The sequence below is a fragment of the Methylobacterium sp. NEAU K genome, from assembly GCF_030700285.1.
GTDB lineage: Bacteria > Pseudomonadota > Alphaproteobacteria > Rhizobiales > Beijerinckiaceae > Methylobacterium.
Genome location: NZ_JAUYZJ010000042.1, coordinates 15047 through 32382, shown reverse-complemented (window position 1 = coordinate 32382; position 17336 = coordinate 15047). Strand labels below are relative to the sequence as shown.

Below are 17336 nucleotides of genomic sequence, written 5' to 3'. Positions count from 1 at the left end.
ACCCGCCTCGCCTCCTTCGCCTCGATCCCGATCCGGGGCAGCCTGATCAAGCTGGGCGGCGGCACGCTGACGCTGACGGGCACCAACACCTATTCCGGCGGCACCACCTTGGCGGGCGGCATCCTGTCGGTGGCGCGCGACGCGAGCCTCGGCGCCGGCTCCGCTCCGCTCACCTTCGACGGCGGCATCCTGCAGGTCACCGGAACCGGCTTCACCGCCACGCCACGCCCGATCACCTGGGCCGATGGCGGCGGCGGCCTCGACATCGCCGACCCGGCCAACACCTTCACCCTGGCCCAGTCGCTCTCGGGCCCCGGTGGCCTGGCCAAGCTCGGCGCCGGCACCCTCGCGCTCTCCGGAACCAACAGCTATGCCGGCCCCACCCTGGTGGCCGCCGGCATCCTCCAGGCCAGCGGCGGCAACGCCATCGGCGATCGCAGCGCCGTCCTGGTCGGCGCCGGCGCGACCCTGGCGCTCGCCGACAGCGAGACCGTCGGATCGCTGGCCGGACAGGGCCGCGTCGCCCTCGGATCCGCCCGCCTCACCGCCGGCGGCGACGGCTCCTCCACGACCTTCGCCGGAACCCTCGACGGCAGCGGCGGCCTGACCAAGGCCGGCATCGGCACCCTCACGCTGACCGGCGCCAACACCTACGCGGGCGGCACGACCATCGCGGCCGGAACCCTCCAGGTCGGCGCCGGCGGCACCGCCGGCAGCCTCGTCGGCGACGTCGCCGATGCCGGCACCCTGGCGTTCAACCGCGCCGACGACACCACCTTCACCGGCATCGTCTCGGGCACCGGCGACCTGGTCCAGCGCGGCCCCGGCACCCTCACCCTCACCGCCGCCCACGGCTTCACCGGCCTGACCACCGTCGCCGCCGGCGGCCTCAGCCTCACCGCCACCGCCAGCCTGGTCTCGCCGGTGGTCACCCTGGCGGGCACGACGCTGACCAACGCCGGGACGCTCGCCGGCGGCCTGACCAATGCCGGCACCGCCACCACCAGCGGCACGATCGCGGGCGGGCTGACCAACACCGGATCCCTCACCGCCACCGCCGGCGCCCTCAACGGCGCCGTCCGCAACGCCGGGCAGCTCGCCGTCACCGGGCCGGTCACCGGCGATGCCGGCCTCACGAACGCCGCCAACGCCAGCCTGACCATCGCCGGGCGCTACCGCCTCGCCGGGGCGCTCGGCAACGCCGGCACCGTCGCGGTCACGGATGGCGGCAGCCTCGTCGCCGGCAGCATCGCCAATGCCGGCCTGCTCACCGTCGCGGCGCAAGCCAGCGTCGTCGACGACCTGCTCAACACCGGCCGCCTGATCAATGCCGGCCGCTACACCGCCGACGCCGTCAACGCCCCGGGCGGGACCCTGATCAACACCGGGACCTTCACCACCGTCTCCGCCCCGCTCGCCAATGCCGGCATCCTGGTCACCACCGGCACCCTCTCCGGCGGGCTGGCCAATACCGGCTTCGTCCAGGCCTCGGGCGTGCTGGCCGGGCCGGTGAGCAACGCCCCGGGCGGCGTCATCGCGCTCACCGGCGCCACCACCGGCATCGCCCGCCTGAGCAACGACGGCGCGTTCGACCTCGGCGGCACCGCCCTGACGGTCGGCTCGCTGACCGGCACCGCCGCCGCCGCGACGCTCGGCAACGGCCGGCTCACGGTCGGCACCGACGACAGCTCGACCCTCTACGCCGGCCAGATCGTCGACGGCTCCAGCGCCACCAGCCTGACCAAGGTCGGCGCCGGCACCCTGACGCTCGCCGGCCTCAACAGCTTCTCGGGGCCGGTCAGCGTGCAGGGCGGCGAGCTCGCCGTCACCGGCGCCCTGCCCAACGCCGCCCTCAGCTTCGGCGCCGGCAGCCGGCTCACCGGCGACGGCTGGTTCGGCAGCCTCAGCCTCGGCGCCGGCAGCGTGCTCAGCCCCGGCGCCGCCCCGGGCGCCGGATCCAGTGCCCTCGGCCGGATCAGCGTCGCCGGGACCCTCACCCTGGCGCCGGGCTCGGTCTACCGGGTCGACGCCACCGCCGACGGCCAGGCCGACCGGGTCGCGGTCGGCGGCACCGCCACGGTGGCGGGCGCCCGCGTCGAGGCGGTGGCCGGCGCCGGCGCCTACGCCCCGCGCACCCGCTACACCATCCTGACCGCCGCCGGCGGCATCCAGGGCCGGTTCGCCGGGGTGTCGAGCACCTTCGCGTTCCTGACCCCATTCCTGGGCTACGAGCCCGGGGCCGTGACCCTGACGCTGGCGCGCAACGACCTCGACTTCGCCGCCGTGGCCCGGACCCGCAACCAGCGCGCGGCGGCCGCCGCCGTGCAGGCCGGGGCGGTGGGCTCGGCCCTGTACGACGCGGTCGCGACCCTGTCGGCGCCCCAGGCCCGGAACGCCTTCGCGGGGATGGCCGGCGACGGTCATGCCAGCCTGGCCTCGACCGCGTTCGCCACCGCCGGCCTGGTGCGCGAGGCGGTGCTCGACCGGCTGCGCCGGGGCGCGGCCCCGGAGGCGCGGGATTACGGCACCCTGCCGGCGGCCTACGCGGCCGACCGGCCCGGGCCGCCGCCGGAGCCGGGCGACGTGCCCGCGCGGGTGTTCGACCCGCGGGTCGCCGGCCTGTGGGGCCAGGGGCTGGGCAGCCTCGGCCATGCCCGCGCCGACGGCAACGCCGCCGGTCTGTCGCGCCAGAGCGCCGGCTTCGTCATGGGCCTGGATACGCGCCTGGACACGCGCCTGGACGGGCGGGTCGGTGGCCTGCGGCTCGGCGTGGTCGGCGGCCACCTGGAGACCAGCCTGGCCAGCCCCGGCCAGGTCCAGACCGGCACGATCGCAAGCACGTTCGGCGGCCTGTACGGCAGTCTGGAGGCGGGCCCGGCGGTCGTGCGGTTCGGGGCGCTGGCGGCCGACGAGCCGGCGCGGCTGCGCCGGGTGGTGGCGTTCCCGGGGCTGACCGATACCCCCACGGCCCGCACCCAAGGACGCAGCGTCCAGGGCTTCGGCGAGGCCGGCTACCGGATCGCGCTCGGGTCCGGGTGGGGGCTGGAACCGTTCGCCGGCACCGGCGTGGTGGCGCTCGGGCGCGACCGCTTCGCCGAGCAGGGCGGGGCGGCGGCGCTGGCGGGGGCGGCGCGCGGCAGCCTGCTGCCGACCGCCACCGCGGGCCTGCGCGCGGAGGCGGGGCTGGATCCGGAGGCGGCGCTGCCGGTGTTCGTGCACGGCCTGGCGGGCTACCGGCGCACGTTCGGCGACGTCGTGCCGAGCGCCGGGCTGGCGTTCCGCGGCACCGGCGCCCGGTTCGTGAGCGCGGGCCTGCCGATCGACCGCGACGCACTCGTGGCCGAGGCCGGGCTGGCGGTGATGCTCAGCCCGGCCGCGACCGTCGGCCTGTCCTACACCGGACAGATCGGCGCCAGAGCCCAGGACCACGCCGCAAAGGGCGCCTTCACATACAGATTCTGAGGCCCGCGAGGTCCGGACACGGTGGCGGCTGGTTCGGCGAATGGGGACGCGCCGGAACACGGACGGAGAGCCGTGCCCGTCCGCGTCCGGCGCTCGCGAGGCGGACGGGTCAGGGACGGTCGCCCTGTCCCGGCCCGGGCCGGGCCGTGGCGACCACGTCGATATCGACCCCGACCTCGAGGGCGACCCATTGTCCGGACGTCCAGGCCCCCTGGCCGACACCGAAATCGGTACGGACGAGCCCGACATGCCCGGTGGCGTGTGCGCGGTCCCGGTCGAACGACAGGTGGAAGGGAAGGGTGAGCGGACGGCGCACGCCCCTGATCGTCAGATCGCCGACCGCCTCGTAGTCGCCCCGGCCCGTGTCGACGAAGCGGACCGCCTCGAAGCGCGCGTGGCGCGCGCTCGTCACGTCGAACCAGTCCTTCTGGGGCAGCGCCGCGTCGCGCTGAACATCGCCCGTCCGGGCGCTGCCCAAGTCGACCAGCACCGTGGCGTGGCCGGATTCCGGCTTGGCGGCATCGAAGTCCACCCTGGCCTCGAAGCGCTCGAAGCGTCCGGAGAACGGAGCCCCGAGCTGCACGCCCGAGAAGGTGATCGTGCTCCTGGCCGGGTCCACGGCCCACTCGGCGGAGACGGCGGGAAACGCGGCGACCTGCAGGGCTGCCACGAGGCAGAGGCCACGCATCTTCATCGGGTCGACCCCAGGACTTCGGAGGATGGCGACGGTCGGCGCGCCGGCAGCATGCGCCGCAACACGTCGTCGCGCAGGATGAGGTGGTGGCGCAAAGCGGCCACGACATGCAGCACCAGGAGCGCCGTGAGGAACCACGCCCCGTAGGCGTGCACCACCTTGAGGCGTCCCTCCGCGGCCGCCGGGTCGCTCAGCAGCGGGGCCAGCGGCAGGTGCGGCCAGGGCACGAGCCCGTACAGCACCGTCGGGAGGTTGAACGGGGAGAGCGAGACCACGGCCCAGCCGGTCAGAGGCAGCCCCACGAGGAGCCCGTAGAGGACCCCGTGCGCAGCGGCCGCCGCCCGGCGTTCGCGGGCCGGCATTCCGGCCGGAGACGGAGGCGGCCGGTGGAAGATCCGCCAGGCGAGGCGGAGGCCTGTCAGGACCAGCACGGTGATCCCCACCGACTTGTGCCCTTGGTAGAGCTGGAGAGCTGGAACTGACGCATCGGCGTCAGCCCCGCATGCGCCATGACCAAGCCCAGGCCCACCAGGGCGAGCACGCAGAGCGCACTGGTCCAGTGCAGCAGGATGGCCACGACGGAGTAGCGCCGCGCCGACACACCGGTTCCCATGGCCATCCGTCCGCGGCGCCGTCAGTCCTGACGCTCGAAGGCGCCCGCGATGGTGAGGTGAAGCTCGTCGCCGATCAGCGGCACGTAGGTCTTCACCCCGAACTCGGAGCGCTTGAGCGTCCCGGTGGCCTCGAAGCCGACCGTGACCTTCTTGCTCAGCGGGTTCACGCCGGCACCGACCAGGGTGACGTCCAGCGTCACCGGCTTGGTCACGCCGTGGAGCGTGAGGTTGCCGGTCACCTTCGCCTTGTCCTTGCCCTCGGGCGCGACCTTGGTGGACACGAAGGTCATGTCGGGAAACTTGGCCCCGTCGAGCCACTGGTCGCCCTTGAGCTCGTCGGTGAGCTTGGCGCTGGTCGTGGCCACCGAGGCGACCGGGATCTTGATCGTGAGCTTCGAGGCGGCCGGGCTCTTCGGCTGCAGCTCGAGAGTGCCGGACACGTCCGAGAAGCCGCCGGCATAGTTCGAGAACCCCATGTGGGACACCCGCCACCCGACCTGGGTGTGGTTGGGATCGACCGCGTAGGTGCCGGCCTGGATCTGGGCCGGGTCGCGGGTCGGGGGGGTCTGGGACAGCGCCGGGGTGGCGGCGACGAGGGCCAGGAGGCCGGAGGCCAGAAGCGACTTCAAGGTGTGTCTCCCACACTGTGAACGGCCGGCCGAGATCCGGCACAGCGAAGGCGCCGCTGTAGACCCGTTCACGGCCGCGGGTGAGCCTGCTATCCGGAACCCCATGGTTGCGAGATCGGAAACATTCAGGGGCGGCCTCGACGACGTCCGGGCCTTCTGCACCGTGGTCGATCTCGGCACGGTCACCGCCGCGGCCGCGAGCCTGCGGGAGACGAAGGGCAGCGTCAGCCGGCGCATCTCCCGCCTGGAGCGGGCGCTCGGCGCGACGCTGATGGCGCGGACCTCGCGCGCCGTCTCGCCGACCGCTGAAGGGCTCGCCTTCTACGCCAAGGCCCAGGAGAGCTTGGTGTTGCTCGACGAGGCGGCCGAGACCGCGCGCGACGCCCGCACGGTCCCGGCCGGGCACCTGCGCATGACGACCTCCATCGATTTCGCGATCGAAGTGATGCCCGAGATCGTCGCGAGCTTCCGGGCCGCCTACCCGCAGATCACGGTCGAGATGCTGAACACCGATGCTCGCCTCGACTTGGCGGCCAACCGGATCGACCTCGCCCTGCGGCTCGGCGGCGCGGAGGAGACCGGCTACCGCGCCGTGGTCCTGGCGACTCTGTCGGTGGCCCTGTACGCCGCCCCCGCCTACCTGTCCCGCCGGCCGCCGCCGACGAGCCTCTCGGAGTTGCACGACCACGATCTGATCCTCGCCTGGGAGCGGCTCGGCTCCGCCACCCGCCCCCTCACGGACGGACATGGCCGCGCGGAGCAGCTCGCCCTGAGCCCCGCCATCCGGGTCAGCGACTTCGCGACCGTGCACCGGCTGACCCTGGCCGGTGCCGGGATCGGCCATGTCCCGAGCCTCGTGGCCGCGCGCGCGGTCGAGGCGGGGCACCTCGTGCGTGTTCTCGCCCCCTGGGCGAGCCGGGGCGGAGCCCTGCGGGCCGTGACCCTGGCCGGGCGGGAACTGCCGGCGCGGGTGCAGGTCTTCCGCGAGCATGTGCGCAGCGCGCTGGCGAGGCGCGACCTGCCCGATGGCGACGCATTTTCTAATCGTGAATACAGTTAAACTGTCTATATTTTAAATATACACCGCCCATAGACGTCGGATTAGATAAATTCTTACGCTTCTCCGTATGGCGTTGTTGAGGGGCTTCCAGCACGATGCGCCGCAGCGGCATTCCGGAGCGCGCGGTGGTCGATCCCTCGCCCGGAACGCATCAAACTTCTCGCGGACGCCCGACATGCCCCTTTGCAGCAGGTGCCTGCGCCCCCTTCTCCTCATCGGGACGCTCGTGGTGGCCGGCTCATCGACCGCAATGGGATCTGCCTGGGCAACGCTGTCGAGCACGACGCGCATCGTCCTGCAGAAGGGACGCCACTACATGCCGACCGATCTGTTCCTGCACCGCGGCGACACGATCACGTTGCGCAACGAGGACGAGAGCGTGACCCATCACGCCTTCATCGAAGCCGACCGGTTCTCGTTCGATGCCGGAGATCAGGAGCCCGGCACCGAGAGCCGCCTGACGCTCGCCGAACCGGGCGACTTCGTGATCCAGTGCGGCATTCACCCGAAGATGAAGCTGACCCTCCACGTCCAATAGGGCGGTGCGGGTCAGCCGTCGCGGCCGAGGCCGAGACCGCGGATGAGGTCGCCGATCGGGTCGATCGCCTTGGTGGCCTGCTGGGGCGCGGGCACGCTCGGGGCGGCGGCCTGATCGACCTCCGCGGTGCGGGCGAGTGTGGCGTGGCGCAGGCGGGCAACCCGGCGAATGCCGCGCTCGGTGCTCTTCGTCCGATGCGCCGCGATCACCGTTCGGGATTTCTCGGCCGGCGTCGTCATCTCGCGCGGGAGCGCCGGGGCCGTGACAGCTCCGGGCGGGAGCACGGCGGTCATCCGGGGCGCCAGCAGGCCGGACGGGGTAGCGCTTGCGCTGTCGGTCAGGCGCGGATCCGGCGAGGGCGCGCCGACCGTCTCGGGCGCGGCCACCCGGCCGGGCGGATCGACCCAGGCCATCGGCCCGGCCGGCGCCGCTGCGCTCGCGGGGGCGCCCGTCCGGGCCGGACGCTGCTGCGTCTCGTAATTGCCCGGATGTAGACTATGTGCGGCCACCACAAGCCCGAATACGGCGAAAGCGGTCGTCGCAAGGGTGGACTTATAGTGTTCCATGACGGCAGAACGAACAGCCAAGGTCATGGTTCCGCTTGACCGGGCGGCGGGCTGCCGCCCCGCGCCGGAAGCGTGTCCGCCGGGGGACACCGGACAGAAAAAAGGCCACTCCCGAAGGAGCGGCCCGAAGTCTAGGGAGGAAACGCCCAAGAAGGGCAGCGGGACCGCGACGCCATCGCCGTCCCGCACTGCACAGGTAGGCTACCGCACCGCGGCCTGCAACAGACCGAGGGCCGTATCTGCGCGCATAAGTGACGCATCTCGGTGGCCGAGGTGCGCTTCCACACCATAGCTCCCGGGCCCGGCCCGATCCGGTCAGTCGTCGACCTGCGGTTCGTCCTGCCCGATCAGGCGCTCGACCTCGGCCAGCGCGATGGCGCGCGCGGCGCCCTCGGAGGGGTACGGGCGATAGGATCCCCGAACCAGCTTGCCGCGGTCGCGGATCGCCCATGTGAAGCGGCCCGGCTCATGCCGGCTCGGCCTCACCTCGACCGTATAGAGATGCCCGCCATTCGCACCCATGAGCCGCATGTGCGGGAGTTCCCGGCGCCGGCAACGGGGGTGCGACCGTGAGCGGCAGTCCGCCCGGCCGCCGCCTCCGCCAAGCGTCATCCGCGGCTGCCGGGGAGGCCGGGCGCGGGATCTTGGCGCTCCTACCGAGGCTGCCGGGGCCGGTCGGCTTCGGGCCTGGACGGCTCCGCCGGTCTGTCGGTCTTGGTGGCGAGCCAGACCACGTGCTTGGGACCGCTGCCGCGGCCGCTCGCGTGGACGCGCGCTTCCTCGACCGTGAAGCCGGAGCGCTGCAGGCGGGCCTTGAACTTCCGGTCCGGGGCGCCCGACCAGACGCCGAGCACGCCGCCCGGCCGCAGCGCCCAGCGGGCCCGCTTGAGGCCCCAGTTGTCGTAGAGCCGGTCGTTCGACCGGCGCATCAGCCCCTCCGGGCCGTTGTCGACGTCGAGCAGGATCGCGTCGTATTGGCCCGGCCCCGCCTGGATCAGACGGTTCACGTCGGATTCCCGCACGTCGACGCGGGGGTCGTCCAGGCAGCCGGCGAAGACATGGGCGAGCGGGCCGCGGGCCCAGGTGATCACGGCCGGAACCAGCTCGGCCACCACGACCCGCGCCTCCGGTCCGAGGCCCTCCAGCGCCGCCCGTAGGGTAAAGCCCATGCCGAGACCGCCGATCAGCATCCGGGCCCGGGGCCGGTCCGCGAGCCGCGCGCAGGTGAGGGAGGCAAGCGCCGCCTCTGAGCCGCTGCGGCGGTTGTTCATCAGTTCGATCGTGTCGGCCAGGATCGCGAACTCGTCGCCGCGCCGCATCAGGCGCAGGTCGGTGCCGCCACCGGGGACGGATCCGGTGTCGAGATGAACCCAGGGTATCACGGACGATTCCTCAGTTGGCGGTGCGGCCGCCGCCCGGCCGGGAGCCGGCGGCAAAGGATCACGGCGACATAGGGGCCGCGGGCGGGTTCGGCAGTGCACACGGCGCAACCCCCCGCCCGGTGCCGCCCCCCTGCCGCGGGCGATCGTGGTGGCGTATCAGCACCTATGGCCAAGCGCATCAAGTCGAGACCCCAGGAGCGGGGCTTCATTCTGTTCGACGTCGTCTACGAGGACGGGTCCCGGGCCTCGAACCGGCGTGTGCCGGCCGAGATCCTGGGCGGCCTGGACGGCGACGAACCGGCCCGGCAGATCATCGCCGAGCAGGAGGAGGAGATCGCCCGCAAGGCGGGGCGGCAGGGCCGCGAGATCCAGAGCCTGACGCGCTCGCCCGTCATCAAGCCGAAGCCGATCGTCTGACCGGCCTCGCCCCGTCCCGAGAGCCGCCAGCCCGCGTTCGGGGCGCGGCCCGACGACGGTCAGGCGGCCTCCGCCTCGCGGCGGGCGACCTCGTCCCGCACGGCCTCGTTCATCTCGGCGAACCGGGCCTGCGTGCGGGACCGCAGCCAGGGGAACAGGCCGGGCACGAGCAGGCCCGTGAAGGTGTCCGCCTGGACGAGGCGGACCCCGTCCAGGGTCTCGGTAATCCGGAAGTCGTGGGAGCCCGTGAGCAGGTGCGGCACCGGGATGCCGCCGCGCCAAGTCAGCCGCCGGCCCGGCTCCCAGCGGGTGACCTGCACCCGGACGGTCAGGAACGAGCGGCCGTTCAGCGTCAGTTCCAGGCGCCAGCGCGCGCCCTCGCGGCGCTGGCCCTCGGCCCTGCGGATGAACGGGTTCCAGGCGGGATAGGATTCCAGATCCGTCAGCACGGACCAGACCGTCCCGGCCCGCGCGGGGATCCGGATTTCAGTGCTGCTGACCTTCATGCGTCCCCTCCAGGCGCAGGCGCGGGCGGCTTCCACGACCTCTGGCATGGAAGCCGCCCGCGCGCTTCGTAATACGCATGTTCTCGCGCCGAACCGATCATCCCTTCGACGGACCATGCGCGCGCCGATGCCCATTCGGGCTTGCGACGCGCCCAGAGGATGCGCTCCGGCTCAGATCGCGCCCTCGACCACCTCCAGCGCCCGCAGGATCGCGAAGCCGATCCGCTCGGCCTCCGCCTCCGCCTCGGCACCCGCCGGCAGCAGCGCCACGGTCTCGACCGCCTCTTCGTCCTCCGGGCCGACCACGACCCGGAACACGTCGCCCTCCGCGGCCGACGGGTCCCGGATCAGGCCGACCCGGTGGCCTGCCGCCGTGCCGAGCAGGCGCAGCGGCGGGCGTGCGGGCGCGGGATCCGTCGGCGCACGCGGCGGGCCGGTGCGGGAAGCCCCGAAGGCCGGGCGGATGATGTTGTCGTCGGGCATGCCGGGACCGTCCTCCCCTCAGGTCCGCGCGATCCGCGCGGTGGCCAGGACCGCGTCGGCCAGCACCTCCATGCCGGCCCGCGCCCAGTCCGGCGTGATGCTCTCGGCCTCGTTGTGGCTGATGCCCCCGTGGCAGGGGCAGAAGACCAGGGCCGCCGGCACGGCCCGGGCGCAGTAGACGGCGTCGTGGTAGATCGCCGTCGGCATCCGGGTCCAGGCATGGCCGCGCGCCTCGGCGGCCGCCTGGACGCGGTCCACCAGAACCGGGTCGAACGGGGTCGGCGGCGCTCGCCAGAACGCCTCGACCCGGATCGTGACGCCGCGCTCCGCCGCGAGCGCGTCCGCCCGGGCGAGAATTTCGACCCGCATCGCCTCCAGCTGCTCGGGATCGCCGTGGCGGGTGTCGAGGCTGAACCACACCCGGCCCGGCGTGATGTTGCGGCTCGCGGGCTCCGCGGTCAGGACGCCCACGGTGGCACGGCCGCGCTCGCCCTCGGGCCCGACCGCGTCCCGGGCGATGTCCTCGAGCGACCCGATCAGCGCCGCGGCAGCCATCATCGCGTCGCGCCGCCCGGCCATGGGGCTGCCGGCATGAGCCTCCTCGCCGAGCAATGTGATCTCGTACCAGTTCTGGGCGAGCGCACGATCCACCACCCCGATGGTCAGGCCCGCATCCTCAAGGCGCTTGCCCTGCTCGATGTGCAGTTCGAAATAGGCGCCGATTCCGCGCAATCCGGCCGGATCCGCGGTTCCCTGCCAGCCGATACGCCGCAATTCGTCGCCGAAGACCCGGCCGGCGAGGTCGCGGGTCGCCATCACGTCGGCCTCCGGGACGGTGCCCATGGCGACGCCGCTGCCGCTCATCGGCGGCGCGAAGCGCGAGCCCTCCTCGTTGCACCAGTTGATCAGCAGCAGGGGCGCCTCGGTCTCGATCCTGGCCTCGTGCAGGGCGCGCATGATCTCCAGCCCGGCGAGCACGCCGAGCGGCCCGTCGAACTTGCCGCCGGTGGGCTGGGTGTCGAGGTGGCTGCCGATGGCGACGGGCTTCCGGCCCGGATCCCGCCCCGGACGATGGAAGACCATGTTGCCGACCCGGTCCACGGTGAGCGTGAGCCCCACCGCCTCGCCCCAGCGCCGGAACAGGGCGCGCCCCTCGGCGTCGCGGTCGGTCAGGGCTTGGCGGTCGTTGCCGCCGTTGGGGAGCGCCCCGATCCGGGCGAGTTCCATCAGGCTGTCCCAGAGCCGGTCCTGCGAGAGCGGGAGGTTGGTGCGATCCATGACGCCTCTGGCGAGCCTGTGCCGGAGACGACGTTAGGGCGTGATCCCGCGCGGCACCAGGGAAGGGCGCGGCCAGCGCGCCCGGGCGTGTCACCCCCGGTTCCCGGAGCGAGGGCGTGATCGGCCCCCGGGGCCGATCGCATCGCGCCGCGGAAAGGTGAGGTACGAGACGTCGTCGCGCCCAACGTCGGTGATGCCAGGTGGCGCGCCGGGATGTGCGCCGGCCTTAGAGGCTCGGGTCGACGAAGTCCTGCACGTGCAGGCTCCAGATCGCCCGACCATCCTGGGCGGAGACGTAGACCGCGTTGGCGCCGAGGCCGGGCAGATCGAGATCGATCTGCTTGGCGGCGGCCACCGCCTCCGAGTCGTCCTTCGCCTCGAAGGCCTGCCGATGCAGATCCGGGCCGAGCATCCCGTCCGGCTCGCGGCGGATCGCTCGGAAGATGTATGTGCGCATCAGGGGCCTTGGATCTTCGCCGCCTCCGGGCGGCAGCTAATGCCGCCGCCGCGTCCTTGGCAAGCCAGCCTGTCACCGTCGGGCTGCCGGGGAGCCGCGACGACATGTCAGGGCGCGTGGGGACGCCGGATCCTCGGTTAGGCCCTGGACACAAAGATGGGCATTTGCATCTGTCAGGGCCGGTCCGTCTACCATTGCACAATGGGGAGGTCGGGGCCGGTTCAGGGGGATTCAATGGCGTTGGCTTCCACGGCGGCCTCCGCTCTGCAGGCTGCAGGCTTCGTCGGCACCTGGGACACGGATGTCCCGGCCGGCCGATCCATGCTCGACGCGGGTGCGGCCACTTTGCTCGCGGGGAATACGAGCCTCGCCGGCCAGCCGCTGCCGCTGGAACGCGCCCTCGGGCGCATCCATCCCGAGGATCGGGGCTGGGTCTTCGATCGGATCCGTCAGGCGCGCCAGACGGGAGGCCCGTTCTCGGCGGAATTCCGCGTCCTGAGCGGGATGGGAGACGTCCGCTGGATCCTCAACCGCGGCCGTCTGGCCCCGGATGCAACAGGGGCGTTGCGCGGATGCGGCGTCTATATTGATATCACCGACCTCCACGCCGGCTCGTCGTCCCCCTCGAACGCCGCCGGCGCAGCGCAGGCAAAACACCTGGAGGCGGCGGCCGATCATTGCGTCCACGTCCATGCGGCGCTCGAGCGCCATGGCGACACGCAGCTGCGGCTGATCGCGGGCACGCTGCTGTTCGGCATCGGCCGCGCTCTCGCGCGGCACATGTCTTAAGGCATCAGGATTTCGGAGAGCCTGCTCTCCCTTCCCGCATCAGGCCCGCGTGCCGCCCGGTCGCGCTGCAGGCGGGCGCAACACGCGATCTGTGTTGCAATGCGCTCTCTTTCGCCGGACCGGCAGCCCCCTGGAGGGCTCACGTCCGGAGGCCGGCGGCGAAGCGCCGGGCCCGACGGTCGCGGTCTCAGACGGTGGCGAGGCGGGGGACCGGCCAGCGCGGGCCGGTCCGGGCCGCGCTCACGTCCGCCAGGGATGGGCCGGAAGCTCCGTCCGGCCGATGGCCTTCGCGCCGGCCTCCGCCACCGTATGATCGTTTTCGACCGTCGAGCCGCTGACGCCGATGGCGCCCGACATGACGCCGTCCGCGTCGACGATCGGGATTCCGCCCGGGAAGGTGATCAGACCGTCGTTCGAGTGCTCGATCCCGTAGAGCGGCCCCCCGGGCTGGGACAGCTGGCCGATCTGGCCGGTCTTCATGCCGAAGAACACGGCCGTCTTGGCCTTCTTATGCGCGATATCGATCGAGCCGACCCAGGCATCGTCCATACGATGGAACGCCTTCAGGTTGCCGCCGGAATCGACCACCGCGATGCACATCTGGGTGTCGAGTTCCTTCGCCTTCGCCCGTGCGGCCGCGATCGCCTGCTCCGCCTGTTCGATCGTGACGTGCATGATGCCCTCCCTTCGCGTTGCCCGGGAAAGCGCACGGCAGCCGGAAGGTTCCAACGAATGCGGGCGCCCCCCGTTCTGGTCGAGAAGGCCCGAGCGGCCGCCCGCGGTCAACTCCGATACCGCCTGTCATCGGGCGGGCGGGGGACCGCAGGACGACAGACCGGGCGCCCACCTTGCACGGGGATTACGGGCGCCCGGCCGCGCGGCCGTACCGGAGACAAAAGGGCAAGAGACCCCGGCACGACTTCGGGACCCGACCGATCCGACGTGCCGCCTCGGGGCGCTCGGCTCTCGATCGGAGAAGGACAGGGCGCAGATGGGCTGCGAATCCCCAGCTGTCACTGATACGATCCTACCGGTGCGGCGGGCACGACGCTCACAAGCCCGTGAGCGGGGCCGTCGCGACCGGCTCGGACCCGGGCAGGATCCGGGCTCCGGGGCCTGCCGACATCGGCCTCAGGCGGCACGCTCCCGAGCGGTCCGGACTCGGTCGAGGAGACCGGCCGCGAGGGTGGCGCGCGCCGCGGCGTCGGCACAGGGCTGCCGCCAGACCACCCGGCCCTCGCGCAGGATGATCCCCTCCCCGACGGGCATCGGCGGCAGGGGACGGTCGGGCCTGAGATCGGCCGCGACGCCCTGCGGGCCGCCGCTGAGGCGCGCCACGCCCAGTCCGCAGCAGGCGGCGCGCAGCCGCGCCAGGGTGAACAGGGCGACGACCGGCGCCGGCGGCGCGCCGAAGCGGTCCTCGACCTCGCCCGCGAGCGCCTCGATCGCCTCGCCGTCGCGCAGGCGCAGGAGCCGCGTGTAGAGGCTGAGGCGGATCTCCGGCTCCGGCACATAATCCGCGGGAATCCGGCTCGGCAGCCCGATCTCGATCTCCGGGCTCCAATCCTCGGCGGCCTCGCCCTTGGCGGCGGTCAGCGCCAGCTGCAGCAGGTGCTGGTAGAGGCCGAGTCCGACGAGCTTGGCGTGGCCGGCCTGGTCCTCGCCGACAAGGTCGCCGGCGCCCCGCAGGTCGAGGTCGCGGGCGCTGACCGCGAAGCCGGCGCCCAGGCGGTCGAGAGCCTCCAGGGCGCGCAGGCGCTGTAGGGCGGCCGGCGGTGGCGGCGCGGCGGGGTCGCTCAGCAGATAGACCACCCCCCGCCGCTGGCCGCGGCCGACCCGGCCGCGCAGCTGATGGAGCTGGGCCAGCCCGAACCGGGCGGCGTCCCAGACCAGCATGGTGTTGGCCCGGGGCACGTCGAGACCGCTCTCCACGATGGCGGTGGCCAGCAGCACGTCGCCGTCGCCGTCGGCGAAGCGGACCATGACCTCGTCCATGGCCGAAGGCTTCAGGTCCCCGTGCGCCACCAGCACGTCGAGGCCCGGCACGAGGCCGCGCAGGCGCTCGGCCATGGGAGCGAGGTCCTCGATGCGCGGGCAGACCACGAAGCTCTGGCCGCCGCGGCGATGCTCGCGGATCAGGGCCTCCCGGATCGCGTCGGCGTCGAAGGGCGCCACCACGGTCCGGACCGGCTGGCGCAGGGCCGGGGGCGTGGCGATGACGCTGAGGCTCTGGAGGCCGACCAGCGCCGCCTGGAGCGTGCGCGGGATCGGCGTGGCGGTCAGCGTGAGAACGTGGCCGCCTGCAGCGAGGCGGCGCAGATCCGCCTTCATCCTGGCGCCGAAACGCTGCTCCTCGTCGATCACCGTCAGGCCGAGATCGGAGAAGCGCACACCGCGCCCGGCAAGGGCGTGCGTGCCGACCACGAGCCGGATCGAGCCGTCGGCCAGCCCGGCCTTCACCCGCTTGGCCTCGGCCGGCGCCACGAGCCGCGAGAGCTGCGCGACCGCGATGCCGAAGCGGCCGAAGCGGCGGCGCAGCGTCTCGGCATGCTGGCGCGCCAGCACCGTGGTCGGGGCGATCAGCGCGGCCTGCTTCCCGGAAAAAATCGCGGCCGCCAGCGCCCGGAGCGCGACCTCGGTCTTGCCGAACCCGACATCGCCGCACACGAGCCGGTCCATCGGCCGGCCGGAGGCGAGATCGGCCATCAGCGCGTCGACCGCCGCGGCTTGGTCGGGAGTGGGCGCGAAGCCGAAGCCGGCGGCGAACCGCTCCATGTCCCGGGCCGGGGGCGCCAGCACCGGCGCCGCGGTCTCCCGGCGGGCCCGGGCGGCCTCCAGCATGAGGCGGGCGGTCCGCGCCATGGTGGCTTCCGCCTCCAGGCGGCGGCGCGCCCAGGTGCCGCCGTCGAGCTTGTCGAGGGTGACCGCGTCCGGTTCCGGGCCGTAGCGCCAGATCCGGTCGGCCTGGGTCACCGGCACCATCAGGATCGCGTCGCCGGCAAACCGCAGGCGCAGGGCCTCGGAGGGCTCGGCTCCCGAGGCGAGACGGCCTGGAGCCTCGACGGGCTCCAGCCCCTCGAACACGCACAGGCCGTGGTCGCGGTCCACCGCGACGTCGCCGGGGCGCAGGTCGACCTCGCCCATCGGCAGGATCGCGCGCGCCGTGCCGGCCACCGCGGCATCCGGCCCGAACAGGTCGGCGGCGGCGATCACGGTCGCGCCGTGTCCGGGGACCCGGAACCCGGCGCCGACCGGCGCTTCCAGGGCGAGGATATCCCCCGGTGCCGCCTCGGCGACGTCGGACCAGGCATCGATCAGGCGGACCGGACGCTCTGCGATCTTGCCGGCCTGGCGCACGAGGCGCCGGAGCGGCTGGCGCGTGCCGGCCAGCACGACGATGTCACCCGCCTTCAGCCGCGCGCGCATCGCCTTGGCGAACGCCGCCTCCGGCCGGCGCTCACGGGCGAAGACCGGCATCCCGACGGGCTCGGCCGCCCCGGCGGTGGCCATGGCCCGGGTGCGGGACGCCACGATGTCCCGCCATGCCGCGCGGGCGATGTAGAGGCCCTCGCCGGCGACCGGCCGATCCCGGGGGCGGCGCCGGGCCCCGGCCTCCGCCATCTGCTCGTAGAAGGCGTCGACCCGGGCCTGCGTGCCGTCCTCGACCACGAGGCGGGCATCGGGCACGTAATCGAGGAGGGTGACGAGGCTCGGGTAGTAGCGGTCGAGGCGATGCTCCTGACCGGTGAAGGGCTCGAGGCGCTGGCCGGACTCGGGGGCCAGGACGATCTCCGTGGCCGGGTCGATCACGAGGTGCCGCACCTCGGCGACGGAGCGCTGCGAGATCGGGTCGTAGGAGCGGATGGCGGTGACGCGGCCCGCCGCGTGCTCGATCCGGCAGGGCCGCGGCGCCGCGGCGGGGAAGACCTCGATGGTGCGCCCTCGGACCGCGATCTCCCCGGGCTCGTCGACGCGCTCGTCGAGGATGTAGCCGAGGCGCTTTAGATCGGCCGTCGCGGTGGCCACGTCGAGGGGGTCACCGATCCGCAGGCTCACCCGGGCCGAGGCCCAGGTCTCCGGCGGCGGCACCCGCTGGATCAGGGCGGGCGCTGTCGTCAGCACAAAGCCCGGCAGCGCATCCCGGTCGGTGAGCCAGCGCATCGTGGCGGCCCGGGCGCCCATCGTCGCCCGCGACGGCGACGCATGGTCGAAGGGCAGACAGTCCCATTCCGGGTAGACGGCGACCGTCGTGGCGGGCTCCAGGGCCCGCAGGGTCGCGGCCAGCTCCTCGAGCCGCCGCCCATCCCGGGCGACGTGGACGAGGGGCGCGGCACCGTCGGCGAGGCGGAGCAGCGCCACGGCCAGCGCTCCGGTCGGCATCAGCGGCGCGTCCTCGGCTGCCTGCCGGGCGTTCGTCTTCGTCCTGCGCTTGGCCATGCCTGATCCGAACCTGTCCCGAGG

At 73.3% G+C, this 17336-nt stretch carries 17 protein-coding genes; 5 read left to right on the top strand and 12 right to left on the bottom strand.

What is annotated here, in order from left to right:
- A partial coding sequence (locus tag Q8W67_RS23770) for an autotransporter domain-containing protein (protein WP_305549860.1) occupies window positions 1–3462 on the top strand: 3462 nt, incomplete at its 5' end.
- Window positions 3463–3571: 109 nt separating this feature from the next.
- On the opposite strand, the gene Q8W67_RS23765 is transcribed toward Q8W67_RS23770, so the two are convergent.
- The 3 genes from Q8W67_RS23765 to Q8W67_RS23755 form a co-directional block, all read right to left on the bottom strand.
- Window positions 3572–4156, bottom strand: a complete 585-nt coding sequence (locus Q8W67_RS23765) for a YceI family protein (protein ID WP_305550330.1) — start codon at window positions 4154–4156, stop codon at window positions 3572–3574.
- Window positions 4153–4587, bottom strand: coding sequence for a cytochrome b (locus Q8W67_RS23760; RefSeq protein ID WP_370693941.1), 435 nt, complete (start codon window positions 4585–4587; stop codon window positions 4153–4155). Before Q8W67_RS23760 ends, Q8W67_RS23765 begins: the two co-directional genes overlap by 4 nt.
- Window positions 4588–4790: 203 nt before the next feature.
- Window positions 4791–5399 (bottom strand): YceI family protein, encoded by a 609-nt coding sequence (locus Q8W67_RS23755; RefSeq protein ID WP_305550329.1) that lies wholly within the window; start codon window positions 5397–5399, stop codon window positions 4791–4793.
- Window positions 5400–5502: 103 nt separating this feature from the next.
- Here Q8W67_RS23755 and Q8W67_RS23750 point away from each other — a divergent pair, with 103 nt between their 5' ends.
- Both Q8W67_RS23750 and Q8W67_RS23745 read left to right on the top strand, forming a co-directional pair.
- A complete protein-coding gene (locus Q8W67_RS23750; RefSeq protein WP_305550328.1) occupies window positions 5503–6459 on the top strand; it encodes a LysR family transcriptional regulator in 957 nt (318 codons plus the stop codon).
- Window positions 6460–6775: 316 nt separating this feature from the next.
- Window positions 6776–6997, top strand: coding sequence for a methylamine utilization protein (locus tag Q8W67_RS23745; protein WP_305550327.1), 222 nt, complete (start codon window positions 6776–6778; stop codon window positions 6995–6997).
- Between the two features lie 11 nt (window positions 6998–7008).
- Here the strand turns inward: Q8W67_RS23745 and Q8W67_RS23740 are convergent, their stop codons facing one another.
- The 3 genes from Q8W67_RS23740 to Q8W67_RS23730 form a co-directional block, all read right to left on the bottom strand.
- Entirely contained in the window at window positions 7009–7563 is a 555-nt protein-coding gene (locus tag Q8W67_RS23740; protein WP_305550326.1) for a hypothetical protein, read from the bottom strand.
- 315 nt (window positions 7564–7878) lie between these two features.
- Window positions 7879–8094 carry a hypothetical protein gene (locus Q8W67_RS23735; protein ID WP_370693940.1) on the bottom strand — a complete coding sequence of 72 codons (216 nt, stop codon included), beginning with the start codon at window positions 8092–8094 and terminating at the stop codon, window positions 7879–7881.
- A 122-nt stretch (window positions 8095–8216) separates the two neighbouring features.
- Complete coding sequence (locus Q8W67_RS23730; RefSeq protein WP_305550325.1) at window positions 8217–8945, bottom strand: hypothetical protein; 729 nt, start codon at window positions 8943–8945, stop codon at window positions 8217–8219.
- Between the two features lie 165 nt (window positions 8946–9110).
- Between Q8W67_RS23730 and Q8W67_RS23725 the strand changes: the two genes are divergently transcribed.
- Entirely contained in the window at window positions 9111–9362 is a 252-nt protein-coding gene (locus tag Q8W67_RS23725; RefSeq protein WP_305550324.1) for a hypothetical protein, read from the top strand.
- 59 nt (window positions 9363–9421) lie between these two features.
- Here the strand turns inward: Q8W67_RS23725 and Q8W67_RS23720 are convergent, their stop codons facing one another.
- The 4 genes from Q8W67_RS23720 to Q8W67_RS23705 form a co-directional block, all read right to left on the bottom strand.
- The gene (locus Q8W67_RS23720) at window positions 9422–9868 is read right to left on the bottom strand and encodes an SRPBCC domain-containing protein (RefSeq protein ID WP_305550323.1); all 447 of its coding nucleotides are present in this window, start codon (window positions 9866–9868) and stop codon (window positions 9422–9424) included.
- A gap of 171 nt (window positions 9869–10039) precedes the next feature.
- Window positions 10040–10351: a hypothetical protein gene (locus Q8W67_RS23715; protein ID WP_305550322.1), complete on the bottom strand. Its 312-nt coding sequence runs from the start codon at window positions 10349–10351 to the stop codon at window positions 10040–10042.
- Between the two features lie 18 nt (window positions 10352–10369).
- Window positions 10370–11629 (bottom strand): Zn-dependent hydrolase, encoded by a 1260-nt coding sequence (locus Q8W67_RS23710; protein ID WP_305550321.1) that lies wholly within the window; start codon window positions 11627–11629, stop codon window positions 10370–10372.
- Between the two features lie 226 nt (window positions 11630–11855).
- The gene (locus Q8W67_RS23705; protein ID WP_305550320.1) at window positions 11856–12086 is read right to left on the bottom strand and encodes a hypothetical protein; all 231 of its coding nucleotides are present in this window, start codon (window positions 12084–12086) and stop codon (window positions 11856–11858) included.
- A gap of 321 nt (window positions 12087–12407) precedes the next feature.
- On the opposite strand from Q8W67_RS23705, the gene Q8W67_RS23700 reads away from it, so the two are divergent.
- Window positions 12408–12875 (top strand): PAS domain-containing protein, encoded by a 468-nt coding sequence (locus tag Q8W67_RS23700; protein WP_305550319.1) that lies wholly within the window; start codon window positions 12408–12410, stop codon window positions 12873–12875.
- A 240-nt stretch (window positions 12876–13115) separates the two neighbouring features.
- Here the strand turns inward: Q8W67_RS23700 and Q8W67_RS23695 are convergent, their stop codons facing one another.
- Both Q8W67_RS23695 and Q8W67_RS23690 read right to left on the bottom strand, forming a co-directional pair.
- Entirely contained in the window at window positions 13116–13550 is a 435-nt protein-coding gene (locus Q8W67_RS23695; RefSeq protein WP_305550318.1) for a heme-binding protein, read from the bottom strand.
- 456 nt (window positions 13551–14006) lie between these two features.
- Window positions 14007–17312, bottom strand: coding sequence for a DEAD/DEAH box helicase (locus Q8W67_RS23690; protein ID WP_305550317.1), 3306 nt, complete (start codon window positions 17310–17312; stop codon window positions 14007–14009).
- Between the last annotated feature and the right edge of the window lie 24 nt (window positions 17313–17336).